The 24,077-nt window shown below is 41.7% G+C and carries 18 protein-coding genes; 17 read left to right on the forward strand and 1 reads right to left on the reverse strand.

The annotated features are described in order from the left end of the window. The first annotated feature begins 19 nt into the window (after window positions 1–19). Genes hslV through CXM95_RS06340 form a run of 4 tightly spaced genes read left to right on the forward strand, consistent with a single transcriptional unit; the run spans window position 20 to window position 3,666 of the window. The gene (gene hslV, locus CXM95_RS06325) at window positions 20–562 is read left to right on the forward strand and encodes an ATP-dependent protease subunit HslV (protein WP_005229630.1); all 543 of its coding nucleotides are present in this window, start codon (window positions 20–22) and stop codon (window positions 560–562) included. Between the two features lie 14 nt (window positions 563–576). Next, on the forward strand, window positions 577–1,974 hold the full coding sequence (gene hslU / locus CXM95_RS06330) for an ATP-dependent protease ATPase subunit HslU (protein WP_005236820.1): 1,398 nt from the start codon (window positions 577–579) through the stop codon (window positions 1,972–1,974). A 13-nt stretch (window positions 1,975–1,987) separates the two neighbouring features. Beyond that, window positions 1,988–2,779 carry a GTP-sensing pleiotropic transcriptional regulator CodY gene (gene codY, locus CXM95_RS06335; RefSeq protein ID WP_005236817.1) on the forward strand — a complete coding sequence of 264 codons (792 nt, stop codon included), beginning with the start codon at window positions 1,988–1,990 and terminating at the stop codon, window positions 2,777–2,779. A gap of 11 nt (window positions 2,780–2,790) precedes the next feature. After that, a complete protein-coding gene (locus tag CXM95_RS06340) occupies window positions 2,791–3,666 on the forward strand; it encodes an aldose 1-epimerase family protein (protein WP_005236816.1) in 876 nt (291 codons plus the stop codon). Between the two features lie 52 nt (window positions 3,667–3,718). Here CXM95_RS06340 and plsY read toward each other — a convergent pair whose 3' ends face one another. Beyond that, window positions 3,719–4,357, reverse strand: coding sequence for a glycerol-3-phosphate 1-O-acyltransferase PlsY (plsY, locus tag CXM95_RS06345; protein ID WP_008379676.1), 639 nt, complete (start codon window positions 4,355–4,357; stop codon window positions 3,719–3,721). Window positions 4,358–4,641: 284 nt separating this feature from the next. Here plsY and parE point away from each other — a divergent pair, with 284 nt between their 5' ends. The 13 genes from parE (at window position 4,642) to CXM95_RS06410 (ending at window position 24,006) form a co-directional block, all read left to right on the forward strand. After that, window positions 4,642–6,669: a DNA topoisomerase IV subunit B gene (parE, locus tag CXM95_RS06350; protein WP_034872209.1), complete on the forward strand. Its 2,028-nt coding sequence runs from the start codon at window positions 4,642–4,644 to the stop codon at window positions 6,667–6,669. 11 nt (window positions 6,670–6,680) lie between these two features. Next, window positions 6,681–9,143, forward strand: a complete 2,463-nt coding sequence (gene parC, locus CXM95_RS06355; protein ID WP_005236805.1) for a DNA topoisomerase IV subunit A — start codon at window positions 6,681–6,683, stop codon at window positions 9,141–9,143. Between the two features lie 270 nt (window positions 9,144–9,413). Further along, window positions 9,414–11,642: a formate C-acetyltransferase gene (gene pflB, locus CXM95_RS06360; RefSeq protein ID WP_008379680.1), complete on the forward strand. Its 2,229-nt coding sequence runs from the start codon at window positions 9,414–9,416 to the stop codon at window positions 11,640–11,642. A 104-nt stretch (window positions 11,643–11,746) separates the two neighbouring features. Continuing rightward, the gene (gene pflA / locus CXM95_RS06365; RefSeq protein ID WP_008379682.1) at window positions 11,747–12,502 is read left to right on the forward strand and encodes a pyruvate formate-lyase-activating protein; all 756 of its coding nucleotides are present in this window, start codon (window positions 11,747–11,749) and stop codon (window positions 12,500–12,502) included. Window positions 12,503–12,596: 94 nt separating this feature from the next. Next, window positions 12,597–13,526, forward strand: coding sequence for a manganese-dependent inorganic pyrophosphatase (locus CXM95_RS06370; RefSeq protein ID WP_008379685.1), 930 nt, complete (start codon window positions 12,597–12,599; stop codon window positions 13,524–13,526). 88 nt (window positions 13,527–13,614) lie between these two features. Continuing rightward, entirely contained in the window at window positions 13,615–14,424 is an 810-nt protein-coding gene (locus CXM95_RS06375; protein WP_034872210.1) for a DUF1803 domain-containing protein, read from the forward strand. 197 nt (window positions 14,425–14,621) lie between these two features. Further along, the gene (locus CXM95_RS06380; RefSeq protein WP_005236794.1) at window positions 14,622–15,068 is read left to right on the forward strand and encodes a hypothetical protein; all 447 of its coding nucleotides are present in this window, start codon (window positions 14,622–14,624) and stop codon (window positions 15,066–15,068) included. Window positions 15,069–15,162: 94 nt separating this feature from the next. Continuing rightward, window positions 15,163–15,570, forward strand: a complete 408-nt coding sequence (locus CXM95_RS06385) for a hypothetical protein (RefSeq protein WP_008379690.1) — start codon at window positions 15,163–15,165, stop codon at window positions 15,568–15,570. A 174-nt stretch (window positions 15,571–15,744) separates the two neighbouring features. Then, the gene (gene glgB / locus CXM95_RS06390; protein WP_016613231.1) at window positions 15,745–17,679 is read left to right on the forward strand and encodes a 1,4-alpha-glucan branching protein GlgB; all 1,935 of its coding nucleotides are present in this window, start codon (window positions 15,745–15,747) and stop codon (window positions 17,677–17,679) included. A 42-nt stretch (window positions 17,680–17,721) separates the two neighbouring features. Then, the gene (locus CXM95_RS06395) at window positions 17,722–18,864 is read left to right on the forward strand and encodes a glucose-1-phosphate adenylyltransferase (RefSeq protein WP_016613232.1); all 1,143 of its coding nucleotides are present in this window, start codon (window positions 17,722–17,724) and stop codon (window positions 18,862–18,864) included. Continuing rightward, window positions 18,854–20,005, forward strand: a complete 1,152-nt coding sequence (gene glgD / locus CXM95_RS06400) for a glucose-1-phosphate adenylyltransferase subunit GlgD (RefSeq protein WP_016613233.1) — start codon at window positions 18,854–18,856, stop codon at window positions 20,003–20,005. Before CXM95_RS06395 ends, glgD begins: the two co-directional genes overlap by 11 nt. Next, a complete protein-coding gene (gene glgA, locus CXM95_RS06405; RefSeq protein ID WP_086299592.1) occupies window positions 20,002–21,435 on the forward strand; it encodes a glycogen synthase GlgA in 1,434 nt (477 codons plus the stop codon). The genes glgD and glgA overlap by 4 nt, the downstream gene beginning before the upstream one ends. A gap of 117 nt (window positions 21,436–21,552) precedes the next feature. Continuing rightward, window positions 21,553–24,006, forward strand: coding sequence for a glycogen/starch/alpha-glucan phosphorylase (locus CXM95_RS06410; protein ID WP_016613235.1), 2,454 nt, complete (start codon window positions 21,553–21,555; stop codon window positions 24,004–24,006). The last annotated feature ends 71 nt before the right edge of the window (window positions 24,007–24,077 follow it).

Genomic DNA, 24,077 nt, shown 5'->3' on the forward strand with positions numbered 1-24,077 from the left:
TGGTACAGGAGGAACATAAATGAAGTCAGAATTTCATTCAACCACCATCTGTGCGGTTGAAAAAGATGGAAAATTTGCCATGGCCGGTGACGGACAAGTAACGATGGGAGAACAGGTCGTTATGAAAGGAACCGCTCGGAAAGTCCGTCGAATTTACAATGGTGAAGTGATCGTTGGTTTTGCCGGCAGTGTGGCAGATGCCTTTACCTTGGAAGAAAAATTTGAAGGAAAACTAAATGAATACAACGGAAATTTGCAGCGAGCTGCAGTAGAATTGGCACAAGAATGGCGGACTCAGCAATCGATGCAAAAATTAGAGGCGATGCTGATCGTCATGAATGATAAGGAGATGCTTTTGGTCTCTGGGACAGGCGAAGTCATTTCGCCAGATGAAGGGATCTTAGCCATCGGTTCAGGTGGAAACTATGCCTTGGCAGCAGCCCGCGCGATGAAACGTTATGGCGGTGAACTATCTGCCAAAGAAATTGCTGAAGGTGCCTTGAATATTGCCGCAGACATTTGTGTCTTTACGAATCACAATATCATTGTAGAAGAGTTTTAAAGAGGGATGACGATATGACAAACCAAAACAAATCACCACGAGAAATCGTGAAAGAATTAGATGAATACATCGTTGGACAAACCAACGCCAAAAAATCAGTGGCTGTTGCTTTGAGAAATCGCTACCGCCGGCTGCAATTAGATGAAAAGATGCAACAAGATGTCACACCAAAAAATATTTTGATGATCGGACCAACAGGGGTTGGTAAAACGGAAATTGCGCGACGCTTAGCAAAGATCGTTGATGCACCTTTCGTTAAGTTAGAAGCGACGAAATTCACGGAAGTCGGCTATGTCGGTCGAGACGTAGAATCGATGGTACGTGACCTCGTTGAGAATGCGATCCAAATCGTGAAAAAAGAACAATATAAAAACGTGCGGATCCAAGCAGAGAAAAAAGCCAACCGTCGTTTAGTAAAAGTCTTAGTTCCTGGTATTAAAAAGGAACAGAAAAAGAATACCAATCCTTATGAACAAATGATGAATATGTTCAACGCCGCACAACAACCAGAAGAGCCAAAAGAAGAATTGACGGATGAGATTCGCAGCAACCGTCAAGCCATTTTTGAGCAATTAGAAAAGGGCCTTTTAGACAACCGGGAAGTGACGATCCAAGTCGATGAGCCGAAAAATCAAGCACCGATGATGAACAATGGCTTAGAACAAATGGGGATCGATTTGAATGAAACCTTAGGAGCATTGAAACCGCAAAAGAAAATTGAACGCACAGTAACCGTAAAAGAAGCACGAGAATTGCTGATTCAAGAAGAATCTTCAAAACTGGTCAACGACGCGGATATTCATAGTGAAGCATTACGTTTAGCAGAATCTAGTGGCATCATTTTTCTAGATGAAATCGACAAAGTATCTTCGAAATCACAGCAGTCAGGAGAAGTTTCTCGTGAAGGGGTGCAAAGAGATATCTTGCCGATCGTTGAAGGATCGCAAGTCAATACGAAATACGGAACCCTACAAACAGACCATATCCTTTTTATTGCTTCTGGGGCATTCCACCTGTCGAAACCAAGCGATCTGATCCCTGAATTGCAAGGGCGTTTCCCGATTCGTGTGGAACTAGATGATTTGACAAAAGAAGACTTTGTTAAAATTTTAACGGAGCCCAACAATGCCTTAGTCAAGCAATACATTGCCTTGTTAGGAACCGAAAATGTCAAAGTAGTCTTTACGATGGAAGCTATCGAGAAAATTGCCGAAATTGCTTATCAAGTGAATCGCGATACCGACAATATCGGTGCTCGTCGTTTGCATACGATTCTAGAGAAACTACTTGAAGACTTATTGTTTGAAGCATCTGAGATGCAAATGGGTGAAATTACCATCACAGAAGCTTATGTGGAAGAAAAACTTGCGTCCATCGCAAAAGATGAAGACTTAAGCCGGTATATATTATAAAGGGAGCGGACTAATGAAAACATTATTAGAAAAGACAAGACAAATCAACGAATTATTGCAGCAAAAAAACACCTTTAATTTAGCTTCTGATTTGCCTTACGACAAGATGGCTGTCATTTTAGGAAACATCCTAGACAGCAATGCGTATATTATTAGCATTGACGGTAGCGTGTTAGGTTTTGTTGAGAACCATGATGTCAATAATGAACGCATCAAAAAAATGTTTGTTGAAAAACAGTTTCCTAAAAATTATACAGATTTAGTCGATCACCTGACTTCCACAGAAGCTAATGTGCCAATCAGTGATGATATGACCGCTTTTCCTGTAGAAGGCCGTGAGTTGTATCCCAACGGACTAACGACCATCGTACCGATTTACGGTGCAGGGGAACGTTTAGGTACGATCATTCTTTCCAGAATCGATAAGTCCTTTGATGACGACGATTTGGTATTAGCGGAATACAGTGCGACAGTTGTTGGTATGCAATTCTTGTACCAAAAATCCCGCAGTATCGAAGAAGATGTTCGCAGTACCACAGCTGTTCAAATGGCAATCAACACACTTTCTTATAGTGAGTTGAAAGCTGTTCAAGCGATCTTTGAGGCATTAGAAGGCGACGAAGGTCGTCTGACCGCGTCAAGTATCGCTGATCGCATTGGAATTACACGGTCGGTGATCGTAAATGCTTTGCGTAAACTAGAGTCTGCCGGCATTATAGAATCCCGCTCTTTGGGGATGAAAGGCACCTATTTAAAAGTGCTTAACAGCCGCTTTAAAGAGGAATTGACGAAACATCAATATTAGGAGATGAGACCATGACAGTTACCATCACGGCGGGTCATCTGCAAGCAAAAATTGCAGAAAAAGGGGCTGAGCTACAAAGCTTAGTTGATACAAGCAATGACCTTGAATATATTTGGCAAGCTGATCCAAACCACTGGGGAAAGCATGCGCCAATCTTATTTCCGATTGTTGGCGCCTTAAAAGAGGACACCTATCAGCATGAGGGCAAAAGTTATCATTTGCCCCGTCATGGGTTTGCCAGAGACATGGTGTTTACTGTCGTTGAAAAACGTACAGACTATGCCTTGTTTCTATTAGAAAGTTCAACTGAAACCAAAGCGAAGTATCCGTTTGATTTTCAGCTGTATGTCAGTTACGAATTAGGCGGTGATGGCTTAGTCGTCAAATATCAAGTAAAGAATAGCGGTCAAAAAGAACTATTCTTCTCCATTGGAGGACACCCTGCATTCAATGTCCCACTTGAAAAAGGGCTGACATTTGAAGACTACTACCTTTCTTTTTCTCCAAAGAAATCACGAGTGAAATTGCCATTAAAAGGCAATTATATTGATTATGAACAACGCACACTCGGTCAAACGAATACGGATTTGCGCTTGACCCACGATATGTTTGCAAATGATGCGCTGGTTTATGAAACGAAAGGATTACATTCCTACTCGATTCGCAGTGAGAAATCGCCTCATAGTGTTACGTTAAGCTACAATAATATGCCGTATGTCGGTTTTTGGTCCACGTATCCCGTAAAATCGCCGTTTCTATGTATAGAACCATGGTGCGGTATCGCAGATACACTGGAAGCTTCCGGTGAGCTTTCAGAAAAATTGGGTATTCAAGCACTTTCGCCTGAGGAGTTATTTGAAACAAAGTACTCGATCACAGTCAAATAAAAGCAGGCAAAAAGAAGCTGAGAAAAGTCATTGCACTTTTCTCAGCTTCTGCTTATTTGTTCGCTTGACGCTTATTCAGACCAAACGGTACCCGACTTTCAGTCCCGTCTTTAATACGTGAAATATTTTCGCGATGGCGAATAAAGATAAAAATCGTTACGCCGATCGCGATGAAGGTCAGCAGCCAGTTTTGCTCAGGCAATATCGCAGGGGCGATAAAAGGCAAAACGACCGTCGATAAGGTGATCAAACACGCCGCGATCATACTGGTCAGGCTTACCATACTTGTCACATAAAGACAGATAACAAAAATCAATGAAGAATAAATGAAAAAGAGCGGATTGTATCCTAAGAGCATCCCAGCACTTGTCGCCACCGCTTTGCCGCCTTTAAACTTGGCAAAGATCGGAAAGGTATGACCTAAGATCGCGCAGACCCCAAACCAGAGCGGATTGACGGTATGGAGACCAAAGAGGACAGGCAAACTGGTTGCCAAAGTTCCTTTTAAGATATCCATCAATAAAACAACGATCCCGGCTTTCTTTCCTAAAACGCGAAATGTATTGGTCGTTCCCGTATTGCCGCTGCCGAATTGGCGAATATCTTTTTTGAAAAACAATTGGCCAATCCAAACACCCGAGGGGATCGAACCTAAAAGGTAAGCAACAATAAATAAAAGAATCGTATTCATAATAACCAACTTTCTTTGCAAGGCTAGGGCAATTTTAGCATGAAAACGCCTTTCCAACAATAAGAAAATCTTTCGCTAGTCAGGGAAAGAAGAAAAACAGCTTTCCTCGGAGCTGTGAAACACAAACAAGCCATTTTGTGACTCTAGCTTGTGCAAACAAAGGAAAAAGGATAAGATAGTTTAGAAAAATGTTCGCTTGAAAAAAGCGTATTTTGTGTTAAGATTTTTTTTGCAGTCCTTTCAGCAGTAAAAAAGGACTGATCAAGATTAAAGGAGCGGTGGGTTTGGCAAAGAAAACCACAGAATATAATGATGCTTCCATTCAGGTCTTAGAGGGCCTAGAAGCAGTAAGAAAACGGCCAGGAATGTATATCGGCTCGACCGATAGCCGCGGCTTACATCACTTAGTGTATGAAATCGTCGATAATGCGGTTGATGAGGCACTCTCTGGATACGGCAATGAAATCGATGTTACGATCCACAAAGACAATAGTATCAGTGTTCGAGACAATGGGCGAGGAATGCCGGTCGGGACACATGCATCGGGAATCCCTACTGTTGAAGTGATCTTCACAGTGCTACATGCCGGCGGGAAGTTTGGCCAAGGAGGCTACAAAACTTCTGGCGGCCTTCATGGGGTTGGTGCCAGTGTTGTAAATGCTCTATCCAGCTGGCTGGAAGTAGTCATCGTTCGTGATGGCATCGAATACAAACAGAGCTTCAAAGACGGTGGGAAACCAGCTGGTACTTTGAAAAAAATCGGCAAAACTCGTAAACCAACTGGAACCACAGTCACCTTTAAACCTGACGACACGATCTTTTCAACAACCAAATTCTCCTATGAAATTCTCGCAGAACGTTTAAGAGAATCGGCTTTCTTGCTAAAAGGGGTCAAAATCTCCCTGACGGATGAACGTGGGGAAGAACCAATTCATGAAGTTTTTTTATATGAAGAAGGCATCAAAGAATTCGTTGATTATTTAAATGAAGAAAAAGATACCTTGACCCAGGTGGTTTATTTTTCCGGTACCAAAGAAGCAATCGAGGTAGAACTTGCCTTTCAATACAATGATGGCTATTCGGAAAATGTCTTGTCCTTTGTCAACAATGTACGTACCAAAGATGGTGGTACCCATGAAGTTGGGATGAAAACATCAATGACGAAAGCTTTCAATGAATATGCCCGCAAGGTCAATTTGTTGAAGGAAAAAGATAAGAACCTTGAAGGTAGTGATTTTCGTGAAGGCTTAGCGGCCGTGCTGTCGATCCGTGTTCCAGAAAATCTTTTGCAATTTGAAGGACAGACCAAAGGGAAATTAGGAACACCCTTAGCAAGAAATGCTGTAGACAATGTGATTGGCGAGCAACTAGGCTATTACCTGCAAGAAAACAGTGAAATGAGTCAAATGCTGGTTCGTAAAGCGATCAAAGCAAGAGAGGCCCGTGAAGCTGCCAGAAAGGCGAGAGAAGAAAGCCGCACAGGAAAGAAACGCAAAAAAGGTGAGTCACTGCTTTCTGGAAAATTAACGCCTGCTCAGTCTCGTAATCCTAAGAAAAATGAATTGTATTTGGTGGAGGGGGACTCAGCCGGCGGGTCAGCGAAGCAAGGCCGTGACCGCAAGTTCCAAGCGATTTTACCGTTACGAGGCAAAGTTATCAATACAGAAAAAGCCAAGATGCAGGATATTTTGAAAAATGAAGAGATCAATACCATGATCTATACTATCGGTGCCGGTGTTGGCCCAGAGTTTTCGATTGAAGACTGCAATTATGACAAAGTCATTATCATGACCGATGCGGATACCGATGGGGCGCACATCCAAGTGCTGCTTTTAACGTTTTTCTACCGGTATATGAAACCTTTGATCGAAGCGGGAAAAGTATACATTGCTTTGCCACCTTTGTATAAAGTGTCTAAAGGGTTAGGGAAAAAGGCAGTAGTCGAATATGCTTGGACGGATGATGAACTAAGCAAACTGACCCAAAAAATCGGTAAAGGCTATATGCTTCAGCGCTACAAAGGGTTGGGGGAAATGAATGCCGATCAATTGTGGGAAACGACGATGGACCCAGAAACGCGGACGCTGATTCGGGTAAGAATCGATGATGCGGCTCAAGCAGAACGTCGCGTCACCACTTTGATGGGGGACAAGGTAGAACCTCGTCGGAAGTGGATCGAAAGCCATGTTCAATTCAGTTTAGAAGAAGATGGCAGTATTTTGGATAAAAAAGAAGATACGGTACCGGAATTAGTTGATGAAAAGTTAATGGATACCGAACAAGCAGAAAGCAAACATTTAGTTAAGGAATAGGAGGTGGTCTCTTGGAACACAGAAGCAATATACAAGAATTGACATTGGAAGAAGTGATGGGAGATCGCTTCGGTCGATATTCCAAATACATTATTCAAGAACGGGCATTGCCAGATATTCGTGATGGGTTAAAACCGGTTCAGCGGCGCATCTTGTTTGCCATGAACCAAGACGGCAATACGTATGACAAAGGCTTCCGCAAATCAGCGAAATCAGTCGGGAATATCATGGGGAACTTTCATCCCCATGGTGACTCGAGTATTTATGAAGCAATGGTCCGCATGAGCCAAGACTGGAAATTGCGTCAGATTTTGATTGAAATGCACGGAAACAACGGGAGTATGGATGGTGATCCGCCAGCTGCCATGCGTTATACCGAAGCACGACTTTCAGAATTAAGCGGTGAGCTGTTAAAAGATATCGAAAAAAACACCGTCGAATTGGTGTGGAATTTTGATGATACCGAAAAAGAACCAACGGTCTTACCAGCAAAATACCCAAATCTGTTAGTCAATGGCTCAACTGGGATCTCAGCTGGGTATGCAACGGAAATTCCCACCCATAATTTAGGGGAAATCATTGATGGAACGGTCTATTTGATCGACCATCCGCAAGCTTCTTTGGATCAGCTGATGAAGTATATTCCCGGCCCTGATTTTCCAACAGGAGGGATTTTACAAGGGAAAGAAGAAATCAAAAAAGCCTATGAAACAGGCAAAGGCAAAGTGATCCTGCGTTCGAAAACCAAGATCGAAGACATCAAAGGTGGCAAGCAGCAAATCGTTATCAATGAGATTCCCTATGAGGTCAATAAAGCCAATCTAGTCAAAAAAATGGATGAGATTCGTTTGAATAAACGGATCGACGGGATTGCTGAAGTGCGTGATGAAACTGACCGTACTGGTTTGCAGATCGTTGTCGAGCTGAAAAAAGAAGCAAATGCACAAGGAATTTTAAATTATTTATTTAAAAATACCGAATTGCAGATCAACTACAACTTCAACATGGTGGCTATCGACAATATGCGCCCCCAACAAGTCGGTTTGAAACGGATTTTAGAAAGCTACATCAAGCATCGGCGTGAAGTGATCGAAAAACGCAGTCGTTTTGAACTGCAAAAAGCCCAAAAGAGACAGCATATCGTCGATGGGTTAATCAAAGCTTTATCGATTCTTGATGAAGTGATCGCCACCATTCGCGGCAGTAAAGACAAAAAAGATGCCAAAAACAATCTGGTTGTTCAGCACGGTTTTACGGAAGAGCAAGCAGAAGCCATTGTGAACTTACAGTTGTACCGCTTGACCAATACGGATATCACACAATTGCAAGCAGAGGCGAAAGAACTTGCTGAAACGATCGCTGAATTGACAACGATTTTAAATGAGGAAAGTGAATTACTGAAAGTGATCAAAAAGGAATTGCGGGAGATCAAGAAAAAATATTCGACACCGCGATTGACTGAGATCGAAGCCGAAATTCAAGAAATCAAGATCGAAACACAAGTTTTAGTCGCGCAAGAAGAAGTCGTCGTGACAGTCACAAGAGACGGTTATGTCAAACGCAGCAGTTTGCGTTCTTACGGTGCCTCAAAACCAGAAGAGATCGGCATGAAAGAAGGCGACTCTTTACTTTACAGCAACCAAATGAATACGTTGGATCATCTGTTATTGGTAACCAATAAAGGAAACACGATCTATCGTCCGGTTCATGAATTGCCTGATTTAAAATGGAAAGATCTAGGCGAACATATTTCGCAAACGGTTATGACACTGGCTCAAGATGAAATGATCATTGGGGTCTTTGCCTACAAAGAGATCGATCCGTTGAAAAACTTTGTGCTGATCAGTAAAAACGGCATGATTAAACAAACACGAATGACGGAATTTGAACCTTGGCGCACCTATAAGACACGGCCAATGACGATCATGAAGCTGAAAGATGAATCAGATGAATTAGTCAATGTCTTTTTGACTGATCAAACAGAAGAAATGGATGTCTTTTTAGTCAGTCATCTTGCCTTTGGCTTACGGTATTCGCTTAATGAAGTGCCCGTTGTGGGACCAAAAGCAGCTGGGGTCAAAGCGATGAACCTTAAAGCGGATGATTATCTTATCAATGGGTTGTTAGTTTATTCAGAAGGGGATACACCGATCGTTCTGATTACCCAACGTGGCGCAGCAAAACGCATGCTAGCCCAAGAGATCACCCAATTAGGACGGGCGAAGCGTGGATTGATGGTCTTACGGGAATTGAAGAAAAACCCTCATCGCGTAGTCTATATGGGGAATGGAGAGAACCAGCAGCTACTGGTAACCAACCAAAAAGGACAAGCCTTTGAAGTCATCACGAATCAAATCCCGATCAATGATCGGACCTCCAACGGCTCATTTATCATGGATGAGAAAACAGGGGGGCAAATCTACGAAGTGAAAACACAAATCAGTCCTGCAATCGCAGAGGATTCTGTACTATAAATTATAACAAAGCAACCATTCTGTACCAGTACAGAATGGTTGCTTTTTTGCCTCTTAATTAATCTTTCACATTAATAAAAAACGCACTTTAATAAAAGATTCACATTTGATAAATGCTTATAAATCAACGTTTTTAATAATAAAAATCTTAAAAAAAACTAAATTGTTCAAAATAATTCTTGAAAACACTTGCAATCATTAGGGTGTGTGTTATACTGTTCACGTAAAGCTGTTACATTAGTGAACAGAAAATTTAAGGAGGTCCATCAGATGGAACAATGGAATGGATTTAAAGGAAAAACTTGGAAAGAAGAAGTAAACGTACGCGACTTCATCCAAGAAAACTACACACCTTATGACGGAACAGATGAATTCCTAGCAGATGCTACTGAAGCAACGACGAAGCTATGGGATCAAGTCATGGAACTGAACAAGCAAGAGCGTGAAGCTGGCGGCGTATTGGATATGGATACAAAAGTCGTTTCAACGATTACTTCTCATGGACCTGGCTACTTAGACAAAAACTTAGAAACAGTTGTTGGTTTCCAAACGGAAAAACCATTTAAACGCAGCTTGCAACCATTTGGCGGCATCCGCATGTCAGAACAAGCAGCAGAATCTTACGGCTATGAAATCGATGCGGAAGTTTCTCACATTTTCCGCGACTACCGTAAAACACATAACCAAGGGGTATTTGATGCCTATACACCTGAAATCAGAGCAGCTCGTCGTTCTGGTGTAATCACAGGTCTTCCTGATGCATACGGCCGTGGCCGGATCATTGGTGACTACCGTCGTGTTGCATTATACGGAGTGGATTTCTTGATCAAAGAAAAACAACAAGACCTATTGTATTGCGGAAACGGAACCATGTCTGAAGACATTATCCGCCAACGTGAAGAATTAAGTGAACAAATTCGCGCTTTAAGCGAATTGAAAGAATTAGGAAACATTTACGGATTTGATATTTCTAAACCAGCTCAAACGGCGAAAGAAGCATTCCAATGGTTATATCTTGGTTACTTAGCAGCCATCAAAGAGCAAAATGGTGCGGCAATGTCATTGGGACGTACGTCAACTTTCCTTGATATTTATGTTGAACGCGATTTAAAAAATGGCGTGATCACTGAAGAAGAAGCACAAGAAATCGTTGACCATTTTGTCATGAAACTACGTCTTGTGAAATTTGCTCGGACGCCTGATTACAACGCATTGTTCTCTGGTGACCCAACTTGGGTAACTGAGTCAATCGCTGGTATGGGTGAAGATGGACGCCACATGGTAACAAAAAACAGCTTCCGTTTCTTACACACGCTAGCAAACTTAGGTCCAGCACCAGAACCAAACTTGACTGTTTTATGGTCAACACGTTTGCCTCATAACTTCAAAACATTCTGTGCGAAAATGTCGATCCAAACATCAGCGATTCAATATGAAAACGATGATGTGATGCGTGGACATTGGGGCGATGATTACGGAATCGCTTGTTGTGTATCCGCAATGCGCATCGGGAAACAAATGCAATTCTTTGGTGCTCGTGCCAACTTAGCGAAAACATTGTTGTATGCAATCAACGGTGGGGTCGATGAAAAATCAAAAGCACAAGTTGGACCAAAATTCCAACCAATTACTTCTGAATACTTGGATTACAACGAAGTAATGGAAAAATATGACACAATGATGGACTGGATTTGTGATCTGTATGTGAACACATTGAACATCATTCATTACATGCATGACAAATATTCTTATGAACGCATTGAAATGGCGCTCCAAGATACAGATATTCTACGTACGATGGCTACTGGTATCGCTGGTTTCTCTGTTGCAGTTGATTCATTATCAGCGATTAAATATGCCAAAGTTCGTACGATTCGTGATGAAAACGGCATTGTTGAAGATTACGAAATCGAAGGCGATTATCCTAAATACGGAAACAATGATGACCGTGTAGATGATATCGCAGTCAACTTGTTGAAAGCTTTCATGAAGAAAGTAAAACGCACAAAAACATATCGTGATGCAAAACATACAACTTCGATCCTTACAATCACTTCTAATGTGGTTTATGGGAAGAAAACAGGGAACACGCCTGATGGACGTCGTGCAGGTGCACCATTTGCTCCAGGTGCAAACCCAATGCATGGCCGCGATACGCATGGTGCATTAGCAAGTCTTTCGTCAGTTGCGAAATTACCATATGATTACTCATTAGATGGTATTTCAAACACCTTCTCAATCGTACCTAAAGCATTAGGTCGTGACGATGAGACACAACAAGAAAACCTAGCAACAATGCTAGATGGCTATGCAGCAAAAGGTGGTCACCACTTAAATATCAACGTATTTAACCGTGATACATTACTTGATGCGCAAGCTCACCCAGAAAAATACCCACAATTAACGATTCGGGTTTCTGGTTATGCGGTTAATTTCATTAAATTAACCAAAGAACAACAAGATGATGTCATTGCTCGTACAATGCACGAAGCAATGTAATAAGCAACAACTTCAGGCGGCGGACGGGAAAATCCGCCGCCTCTTGTTTTGAGAGTATCAGACGGAGCATGGTTATCCGTCGTTTCGAAGAAAGGAAGAGCATTATGGCAGTAACAGGACAAGTACATTCAACAGAAAGTTTTGGATCAGTAGATGGACCAGGTATCCGTTTTATTGTATTCATGCAAGGATGCCGCATGCGTTGCCAGTTTTGTCATAATCCAGATACTTGGAAGATTGGCACGGGTATCGAACGAACGACCGATGACGTCTTAGAAGAGGCGTTGAAATATCGCGAATTCTGGGGACAAAAAGGTGGGATCACCGTTAGTGGTGGGGAACCGTTACTTCAAATGGACTTTCTGATCGATCTGTTTCGCAAAGCCAAAGCAGAAGGGGTCAGCACAACACTGGACACTTGCGGAAAACCATTTACACGAGAAGAGCCTTTTTTCAGTAAGTTTCAAGAGTTGATGACTGTGACTGATTTGCTGTTGTTTGATATCAAACATATCGATAACAAAGCCCATAAAGAGCTGACCACCCAATCCAATGATAATATTTTGGATATGGCAAATTATCTTTCAGAGATCAATCAGCCCGTCTGGATTCGTCATGTGCTGGTTCCTTTTAGAAGCGATTATGATGACTTCTTGATCCGTTTGGATGAATTTATCAAGACGTTGAAGAATGTCGATAAAGTTGAGATCTTACCTTATCACACGATGGGGAAATACAAGTGGGATGAGCTAGGCTTGAAATATCCCCTTGAAGGGATCGAACCACCAACCGAAGATCGGGTGAAAAATGCCAAACGTTTGCTCCATGTAGATGACTATAAAGGCTACTTAACCCGTTGATCAAAACAGGAAAGAAGAGATTGCTATTGCTTCTTTCCTGTTTTTTTACTATGATTAGAAAGTGAATATCAATTGAAATAGGAGCGATGAAGAAATGTCGAAAATATTAGTATTCGGTCACCAAAATCCTGATACCGACGCTATTGGTGCAGCGATTGCCTTTGCAAACTTACAAAATCAACTTGGGAAAGACTGTGAAGCGGTGGCGCTAGGTACACCGAATGAAGAAACACAATTTGCACTAGACACCTTTAGCCTGGCTGCTCCTCGTGTAATCGATTCAGTAACTAAGGAAACACAAGAAGTAATGCTGGTGGATCACAATGAGTTTCAGCAAAGTGCGGCAGATATTGCGGATGTTACAGTGTTGGCAGTGGTTGATCATCACCGTATTGCTAACTTTGAGACAGCCAATCCGTTGTATTATCGTGCAGAACCTGTTGGTTGTACCAGTACGATCGTATTGAAGTTATACAAAGAAAATCAAGTGGAAATTCCAAAAGCGATCGCAGGAATCATGCTTTCAGCGATCATCTCCGATACATTGTTGTTCAAATCGCCAACATGTACCGATGAAGATGTAGCGGCAGCAAAAGAATTAGCGGTTTTAGCAGGTGTTGAACTGGAAGCATACGGATTGGATATGTTGAAAGCCGGCACAAATCTTGGAACGAAATCAGCCGCAGAATTGCTGGATCTTGATGCAAAAAGCTTCCCAATGGGCGGGAAAAACATCCGTATCGGACAAGTCAATACAGTCGACCTAAAAGAGGTCTTTGACCGTCAAGCAGAATTGGAAGCTGCCATGAAAGAATCAATGTCAGCAAATGGCTATGATTTGTTCTTGCTTGTTGCTACTGATATCTTAGACAGTAATTCTGAGCTATTAGTTGTTGGTGAACCAATTGCCCCAGTAGAAGCAGCGTTTGAAACGACATTAACGAACCATCGTGCCTTTTTACCTGGCGTTGTTTCTCGTAAAAAACAAATCGTTCCTCAATTAACAGCGGTTTTCGAAGGATAATTAGGATAAATGTCAGAGTGCTGGTGAGATCTGTTTTGGTAGATCAAGCCAGCATTTTTCATGATTTTTTTAATAAGGAGTACACACAGTGAAATTTTTTTATAGTCCCCATTATCGTTCGTTGCAACCGATCCTGGCATCTTCTGAATTCCATGATTTGGTTCATGTGCTTTTAAGCTGTCAGGAACCGCCGACACTACGAGAGCTAAAAGCGAAGTTTCCAGAGGTGTCATTTGATAAAACCCTTGACCGTCTGATCGCATCAGCTTTGATCATCCGCCAAAATCGACGCTATTTTTTAGGTTTTCCTGTTTATACTGAAGAAGATCAAAAGCAGCTGCAAGAAAGTGACGGTTTTTATCAAGATGCCCTTGATTGGTCAACACAAGAAATCGCTGGTTTTCTCAAAAACTTTGCGACATTAAGTAATGAAAATAAATACTTCTATGGTTGTTTGCAGGAGGTGGAGCAGGGGATTGTTTATTCCTTGGCCCATGAAAGTTTTCAGATGATCTCATACGCAGAAGCGCCATGGCCACCAACGCTGCCGGCTTTTTTTGAAGCAAATCGCCAGCTGCAAAATCTATCGGTTTATGACGAACTAATGGATTTGATCGGTGATGTCGATCCGGTCTATTACTTAGATCAAGTAAGTGTCATCTTTGAACGTATCCGTAAAAACAAAAAAGTGCGTCCGAGTATTTTTCTAGAATCGCTTCAACAGTTGAAAATCGTTAGTTCCGAGCTAGATTTCTTGCTGGAAGAAATAAATTGTGATAATCTAAAAAACGGCCGTTATCCATCTGCTGAAAAGGATATTTTCTTGCAACGATCAGTGCTCGCTCACTTAGCGAAAAAAGCAGGTTCATACAACACGTTTTTTTTCAATGATAATTGAGATTTCTAATAATTATGTTATTTGTTTTAAATTTTCTGAATATTACAAAGCTGTTAGATGTTATTCTAATAGCTTTTTTTCTTGTTCACTAAAATGATAATTTGATGAATAAAAATTAAAATATAACGATCGTTTTGTTTGGAGATTTGATTTCTTGATGATATGATGATTTTAGAACGTTGAAAGGGGATATAAAAATGGAAGGATATAAAACGGTTGATTTTGAACAGTTGGAACGGAATAAAACGAAAGCAGAAATGATTACATTCGTATCAATGTCAGAGATAGAAGCGGCACGGCAAGCAATTACAAATGCGGGGATCGATGAAACGCGTTTTTCTGATGGAGATCTCATTCTCGCATTAAAGCAAAAGGAACGATTTGGGGCAAATACGATCGTTTCAGTGGTTATTGATTGGCTAGTGAATCAAAACTATTTAGTGAATCCCGCGAATGCCCTTCGTTATTTGGCGAAAAAAATGGCAGATGGTCCATTAACGAGTTATAAATTATTGAGTGAGGGAGAGTTTGACTGTGATGGCAATTATTACTTAATTGGTCACGCAGACAAGTCCTTGGCAGTAAATAAAGCCTATAAAGTTTACACCGATGGGCAAGTAAAAGAGCTTTGGCAAGCAAAATAATTGAAGGTGATTTCGGCTCTAGCGAAGAAGGGAAACGGCTGTAGAAGCAGTTATTTTCGTAAAAGGATCGAAGATTGAAGGTTGTGAAGGACGCGTGAAACTAAACATTCGAATCAGCTTAGCTGGCAGTCATCTTTTGATTGGTGCATTCAGTTTGATCGGTGCATTGCTGACGCTTTATAAAGTACCAACTAGTTTTGGTACGATCCAAGTCATGTTAGGTGAAATTTATTATACCGATACGGTATTTGACCGATTTACTCAGCTTTTCTTATTGGGGATTATTAGTCTTTATACCGTAGTGACGAGTTTTTACGGGTTTCGATTCTGGTGTTTTTGCTCCGCCTCTTCTGCATTTGGGACACTGCTGGCATATGTTGAATTAACTGAGACACTTCCGGTGATGATTGTTTTCATCCTGGTTTTGGCAAGTTTGTTTCAGTTAAGTGTAGTCACATACTTCATTTTCCAAAAGCTAAAAAGTAGAGCTGAAACAGGTTGAACAGATACGTTCAAGCTGTTTTTTTCTGTCCTGAATAATTCGTTCGTATCATAGGGTTATTAGGTTACTAGAATTTTATTTTATGCTATGCTAACAGTAGAGATCGTTTGATTGCAAATGCTTCTCTATGAAAAAATGGGACAATGATCGATCGTTAAAGAATAAGCGATCAAGATGAGTCGAAGGAGGACTGATGAGAGAGTGGTTACCAAACAACAGGTACTGACTGCAGAAAAGGACTTTCTGAGCGGTGAAAATTTTTATGTCCAACATTTCTTAGGAGCCCATCAAGCGGATGACGGCTATGTGTTTCGTGTTTGGGCACCAAACGCTCAACAAGTTTGGCTGGTTGGTGATTTCAACCAATGGACAGACACTTTGCCAATGAATAAAAGGGCAGAATCTGGGGTCTGGGAGATTGAGACCAACCAAGTAAAAGAAGGACAGCTTTACAAATACAAAGTCAAACAAGCAAATGGACGAGAAGTATTGAAGATTGATCCTTTTGCTGTCCATTTCGAAGCTCGACCAGGAACTGCTGCCGTGTTGCATTCGATCCCACAAAAAAAATGGCGGGACGGACTATGGCAAGGCCGCAAAAAAAGACAGAAAACATTTAATCGACCTCTAAATATTTATGAAGTTCATGCCAGCTCGTGGAAGCACCACGAAGACGGCACCCCTTATCGCTTCTCTGAATTAAAAGATGAACTTATTCCTTATGTGAAAAAAATGGGTTATACCCATATTGAATTTATGCCTTTGATGGAACATCCATTAGGTACCTCGTGGGGCTATCAGCTGACAGGTTATTTTGCGCTCAGTTCCTATTATGGGACACCAGAAGAATTTCAAGACTTTGTAGAGGCATGCCATTTAGAAAATATTGGTGTCTTTGTTGATTGGGTACCAGGACATTTTTGTGTCAATGATGACAGCTTAGCTTATTATGACGGCACGCCGACATTTGAATACATGGATGAAAACCGTGCCAAAAATGTTCGCTGGGGTGCGATCAACTTTGATCTCGGCAAACCACAAGTCCAAAGCTTTCTGATCTCAAGTGCCTTGTTCTGGATCGAATTTTACCACATTGATGGTATTCGGGTAGATGCCGTTTCCAACATGATCTATCGCGATTATGATGAAGGTCCATGGGAACCAAATCACGAAGGGGGCAATCGCAACTTTGAAGGCTATTACTTTTTACAGAAGCTTAATTCTGTTATCAAGTTAGCCCATCCAGCAGTGGTCATGATTGCAGAAGAAAGTACGTCTGAAACCAAAATAACAGGAATGGTCGAAGAAGGCGCGTTAGGATTTGATTATAAATGGAATATGGGCTGGATGAACGATGTCCTGCGTTTTTATGAAATGGACCCGATTTTCCGTAAAGATCATTTAAATCTGCTTTCTTTCTCTTTCATGTATCGGATGCAAGAAAATTATATCTTGCCACTTTCTCATGATGAAGTCGTTCATGGTAAAAAAAGTTTGATGCATAAAATGTGGGGGGACCGCTACAAACAGTTTTCACAACTACGAAATCTCTATACGTACATGATGATGCATCCAGGGAAAAAATTGTTATTCATGGGTAGTGAATGGGGACAGTTTTTAGAATGGAAATATGATCATGGGCTTGAATGGGTCGATTTAAACGACACATTAAATGCAAAAATGCAGTTCTTCACCCAGACCTTGAATGAACTATACAAAGAAGAACGAGCCCTTTGGGAATTGGATGATCAAGAAGATTCATTGATGGTGATCGATGCAGACAACTTAGATGAAACGACATTGACTTTCTTACGACAAGGAAAAACGAAAAAAGATTTCTTGATCGTTGTTGTCAATCTGACACCAGTGGAGCGTCACGATTTTGCGATCGGCGTGCCATACGAAGGAACGTATCGAGAGATTTTAAACACTGAACGGGATGTATTTGGTGGAACTTGGGTGGCTAATAACCAAGACTGCCAGACCAGTAATGCCCCTTTTAAACAATACGACTATCAAATCAAAACAATTTTGCCTGCACTTGGGGCTTTGATTATCAAACCAGAAAAAATCAAAATGACTCGTAAAAAAGCAGTAAAGAAAGCATAAAAAAAGAGTAGAGGGGGAACGGTGAGTAGATCACCAAACAAAATGAAAACAGAAATGTTAGCAATGATCCTCGCAGGAGGACAAGGGACTCGTTTAGGGAAACTAACAAAAAATATTGCCAAGCCAGCAGTTCCGTTTGGCGGCAGGTATCGGATCATCGATTTCACGTTGAGTAATTGTGTCAATTCTGGAATCAAAAATGTGGGTGTAGTCACGCAGTACCAACCTTTAGCACTGAACAACCATATCGGCAATGGCGCCAGTTGGGGATTGGATGGAATCAGTACCGGTGTGACGATTTTACAGCCATATTCAAATTCAGAAGGCGAAAAATGGTTTGAGGGAACTGCCCATGCCATCTATCAAAACATCGCCTATATCGATGAGATGGACCCGCAATATGTCTTGATTTTGTCCGGCGACCATATCTACAAAATGGATTACGAAGAAATGCTGGAAAAACACAAAGAAAATGATGCTTCATTGACGGTTGCAGTTCTCGAAGTTCCGATGAAAGATGCTTCTCGTTTCGGGATCATGAATACTGATAAAAATGACCGCATCATCGAATTTGATGAAAAACCAGCCGAACCAAAAAGCAATCTTGCTTCGATGGGGATCTATATATTTGATTGGAGTCGTCTACGCAGTATGCTATTGAGTAACTACACAAAAGACGGCGAAATGGTCGATTTTGGGAAACATGTGATTCCTTCTTATCTAGAAAGCGGCGACAACGTTTTTGCCTATCGCTTCTCTGGCTATTGGAAAGACGTAGGAACGATCGATTCATTGTGGGAAGCCAACATGGAATTTATTGATCCAGCTATGGAGTTGAATATCCGGGATAAAAGCTGGCAAGTGTTCTCCAAAAACCCAATCGCACCACCGCACTTTGTAACTGAAACCGGTGCTGCTAAAAATTCGCTTGTGATGGACGGCTGCTATGTTGCTGGGGAGATCGAGCACAGTATTTTATCAGAGAACGTGCAAGTGAAAGAAGGCTCGACTATCAAAGATAGCGTGATCATGCCTGGAGCGGTGATTGGCAGAAATGTCAAATTAAATCGAGTGATCGTTGGGGAAAATGCAGTGATTGGTGACGACGCAGAGATCGATGGAACAGACGAAATTGCCGTAGTCGGCTATTCTGAAATTTTAGGGGTGACGATTGATGAGAACTAATAAAATGTGTGCAATTTTAGGGAACCTACAGCGATACCAAGACTTGATGCCATTAACGGAGAATCGTCCGCTGTCGACCTTGTTGTTTGACTGCAAATATCGCTTGCTGGATTTCAATCTTTCAAGTATTGAAAATGCCAACATCAAACAAGTCTACATGATTTTCAATGAAGGAGAGACCCAGTCAGTTTTTGATCATATCGGTGGTGGAAAAGAGTGGAACTTGGACGGTGTTCAAAACCGGTTCTTTATCCACTTATTCCAAGACTCATTGAAAAAGCAAGCCGAAGGGCAAGAGTACTACTATAACGTCATTGACTATTTGGAAAAATCAAAATCAGATCACACTGTATTTATGGGCAGCAAAATCTTATGCAACATCGATTTGCGTGCTTTGCTGAAAATTCATCAACTACAAGGCAATGAAATGACTGTGGTGTATAAACGCATCGGCAGTGACAATGTTTCTGAAAGTGACTTGTTGTTTAATGTTGACAGTGAAGGACACTTAGAAGAAGCGATCCAAGCGAAAAAAGGGGAAGTTGGCTCCCTAGTCAACTTGTGTACGGATATTTTTATCATTCAAACGGATCGTCTGATCGCGGCTCTTAAAGAAGGGCAAAAAGTTGGCGCAACGGCAGATCTCGGTCAATTTTTACGAGAGATGATCTCTGTGGAGAACACTGGCCTATATGAGTACACTGGTTACTTAAGTAACATTTATGATATCTCTTCTTATTATCAAACAAATATGGACATGCTAGATGTGCATAAATTCACCTCATTGCTTTATTCGAATCAAAAAATCTATACCAAATTGAAGAATGAAGTACCAACCTATTATTCGGAAACGTCTGAGGTGAAAAATAGCCACTTTGCTTCTGGTTGCATCGTTGAAGGCTCTGTCGAGCAGTCACTGGTTGCTCGCCGTACGAAAATCCATCCTGAGGCAAAAGTCAAAGGCGCGATCATTTTCGGAAATAACGAAATCAAAGCAGGTGCCGAAGTCTCTTATGCGATCTTAGATAAAAATGTAACCATCGCAGAAGGTGTAAAAGTGCAGGGAACCAAAGAAACCCCGATTGTCATTAAGAAGAATTCTCATGTGACAGAAGATGTAATCGGAGGAGCAAGCGCATGAAGGTTTTGTTTACAGCAGCAGAGTGCGCTCCGTTTTTTAAAACAGGCGGGTTAGGGGATGTTGCAGGTGCATTGCCAAAAGAGTTGGTCAAAAAAGGCGTCGAGACAGTTGTCGTCTTACCTTATTTCACGAAAATGCCTGCCGAATACCAAGACCAAATGGAAGATTGTTTTTCCTTTGAAGTGGCGGTCGGCTGGCGCAAGCAATATTGTGGAATCAAAAAATTAGTTCTAGGCGCTGTGACTTATTATTTCATAGACAATCTTTACTATTTTGGTCGCGAACGGCTCTATGATTTTTATGATGATGGGGAACGCTTTGCTTTCTTCCAATTAGCCGTGATCGAAATGATGGAACGCATTGAATTTATTCCAGACATCGTACATGTCAATGATTACCATACGGCGATGATTCCGTTCTTGATCAAAGAAAAATATCATTGGATCCAAGCGTATCAAAACATACGCACCGTTTTGACGATCCATAACATTGGGTTTCAAGGGTGGTATAGTCGCGATATTTTACCGGATCTTTTTGGGATGGGTACGGAAAGATATGATGATGGAACCTTGCGTTTAAACGATTGCTTGAACTTTATGAAAGCAGGAATCTTGTATGCGGACCGCATCACGACCGTCAGTCCTTCCTATAGTGAAGAAATCAAAACAGCTGAGTTTGGTTGTGGTCTTGAAGTCATTTTACGCATGGAAAGTGGCAAGCTAAGCGGTATCTTGAATGGAATTGATTATGAAATGAATGATCCAGAAACCGATCCTCATTTGGACTATCCTTTCAGTGTCGATGATTTATCAGGAAAAGCTAAAAACAAGCGAGCGCTACAAGAACAGTTTGGCTTGCCAACTCGTAAAGAGGTTCCGCTGATTTCCGTTGTTAGTCGTTTGACCACTCAAAAGGGGTTCCATTTAGTTCTTGAAGAAATGGAAAACCTCTTGCAGTTTGATGTTCAGTTCATCTTACTAGGGACTGGCGAACATGATTTTGAAGAAGGCTTTCGCTACTTTGCGCAGAAATATCCTGACAAATGTGCTGCCGCGATTTCTTTTGATATTGCACTGGCGCAAAAGTTATACGCAGCAGCGGATCTCTTCTTGATGCCTTCGGCTTTTGAACCATGTGGACTATCGCAGATGATCGCGATGCGTTATGGTACATTACCGATCGTTCATGAAATCGGTGGCTTGAAAGATACGGTGGATTCCTATAATCCGATCACGAAACAAGGAACCGGCTTTGGCTTCCAAGAGTTTTCACCTTTTTACTTGATGAATGCCTTAAAACAGGGGATTGAATTATATGAATCGGATCCGACAACATGGACGGCATTAGTCAAGCAAGCAATGCAAAAAGATTTTAGCTGGAATCAAAGCTCAGATCTTTATGTTGAGTTGTATAATAATATCAAAGTTTGATTGTTTTAAGACAGAAGAATCCTTGTCTGCAACAGAACGGCTAGTTGTATGACTAGCCATTCTGGCGGCAAGAATTCTTCTTTTTTATAAACGGTTAGCATAAAGGAGTGTAACCCTATGACAAAAGAACGATTGCGTGATCTGTTAGAAACCAACGTGCACGAACTGTTTGCGATAGAGATCGATGAAGCATCACCGCAGGAATTGTTTCAGGCGCTAGCCAATGTCGTGAAGCAAATGTATTCAGAAGACTGGCGTCAGACCAGAAAAAATCTCTTGTTGGAGGATCAGAAACAAGCGTATTATTTTTCAATCGAATTTTTACCCGGCAAAATGTTAAAGAGTAATCTGTTAAATATGCAGCTGTTGGAGCAAGCGGAAGCCGTTTTTGAAGAGTTAGGGGTTTCACTTGACGATGTTGCAGAGACGGAAAAAGACATGGCTTTAGGCAACGGGGGACTCGGTCGCTTAGCGTCTTGTTTTATGGATTCATTGGCTTCTTTAGGTTTGCCGGGAAATGGCAATGGGATCCGCTATCGCTACGGATTATTTAAACAAAAATTTATTGACGGTCATCAAGTAGAGTTGCCCGATGACTGGTTGCGTTCGGGGAATGTTTGGGAAGTCCGCAAAGAAAGCAAGGCGGTGCCTATTCGTTTCGGGGGCCATGTCTATCTCGTTACCGGAGAGGACGGGAAATTAGCCCCAGTTTATGAAGGTGGCTTTACCTGGCGGGCGGTTCCTTATGATACAGCAATGGTTGGCTACCAAAATCACCATCTCAATACCTTGCGTTTATGGAGTGTTGAGGTTCCTGCCGAAGATGAGGCGCACTACGCGACACTAGAATCGCGGCAAGCATTGGAAAATCTGACAGCGGTCTTGTATCCCGATGATTCCAATGAGACAGGCAAACGGACCCGGCTGATGCAAGAATACTTTTTTGTGTCTGCAGGGATCCAAAGTATCGTCCGTTATTATAAAAAATTGAATTTACCTTTGGCCATGATGAGTGAACGAGTAGCGATCCACATCAATGATACGCACCCAGCCCTTTGCGTCCCAGAACTGATGCGCATTTTAGTTGATGAAGAAGGTCTTGCTTGGGAACAAGCGTGGTCGATCACCGTGAAAGTCATGAGTTATACGAACCATACGATCATGGCGGAAGCCTTAGAAAAATGGCCCGTGCGCATGATTGAAGAAGTTTTGCCGAGAATGGATCAGATCATCAAAGAAATTGATCGCCGTTTTGTGGAAACGATGCAAGGGGTCCATCCGCAAGCCTTACTGGAACGGACGCGAATCATTATTGATGATCAAGTCCATATGGCACATCTCGCGATCATCGGTAGCCACAGTGTCAATGGCGTAGCCAAGCTCCATTCTGATTTACTAAAATCAGTGGTACTCCATGACTTTTATCTTATTTATCCTGCCCGTTTCAACAATAAGACCAACGGCATCGCGCAACGGCGTTGGCTTCAGCTAGCCAATCAACCGTTAGCCAAAGTATTGGATCAGTCCATCGGTACAAGCTGGCGCAATGATCCATTAGACCTGCAACTACTCAAAAACTATTATGAGGACGAAACTGTTCTCCAACAAATTGCCGACGCAAAAATGAGTAACAAGCGTGCACTGGCACAGTACATTCAAAAAGCAACGGGCATCACAGTAGATCCGACGGCAATATTTGATGTGCAGATCAAGCGTCTGCATGCATACAAACGACAATTACTAAATCTTATGCATATTCTAAAGCTCTACTTTGAGGTCAAAGACGATCCAACTGCTGCGTTTCATCCAAGAGTCTTTCTCTTTGGTGCCAAAGCCGCACCAAGTTATCACTACGCAAAATCGATCATTAAAGTCATCAATGAAGTGGCGAATCTGATCAATCATGATGAAACCATCAATGATAAAATCAAGGTTGTTTTTTTAGAAAATTACAACGTTTCTTTAGCAGAAAAAATTATCCCAGCAGCGGATGTCAGTGAACAAATATCATTGGCCTCCAAAGAAGCTTCAGGGACAAGTAATATGAAGTTGATGCTAAATGGGGCAGTAACGATCGCCACTTTAGATGGTGCCAATATTGAGATTCGAGATGCAATCGGTGATGAAAACATCGCGATCTTTGGGCTAACCGAAGAAGAAGTGTATCAGTATTACGCCCAGCGTAATTATTCTGCCTATGCATATTATGAGTCAGATCCACTACTACAACGTGTAGTCAATGCCTTTATTGACGGGACAATCCCCAATATCCAAGTAGAAGGCCGCGAGATTTTTGATTCACTTTTGAAATACAATGATGAGTACTTTTTATTAAGAGATTTCCACGCCTATTGTGATGCACAGCATCGGGTGGATATTGCTTATCAAGATACTCATCGCTGGCAAAAAATCAGTTTAATGAATATTGCGAATGCTGGGAAGTTTTCGGCGGATGAAACGGTGCGAAATTATGCAGCAGATATTTGGCAGATCGATCCATTATTTGCCCATATCAAAGAACCAAATGCGGCAAGCTTGACGGAGTCAGTGCCTCCAAGGGGAGACAATTGAAGCGACTTCGGTTGAAATGGCGCAGTCTTTCGTGAAATTCTCTTTTATTTGTGGTATGATGAAAAAAATGC

Source organism: Enterococcus sp. CR-Ec1, from assembly GCF_002850555.1.
In the GTDB taxonomy this organism is placed as follows: domain Bacteria; phylum Bacillota; class Bacilli; order Lactobacillales; family Enterococcaceae; genus Enterococcus_D; species Enterococcus_D entomosocium.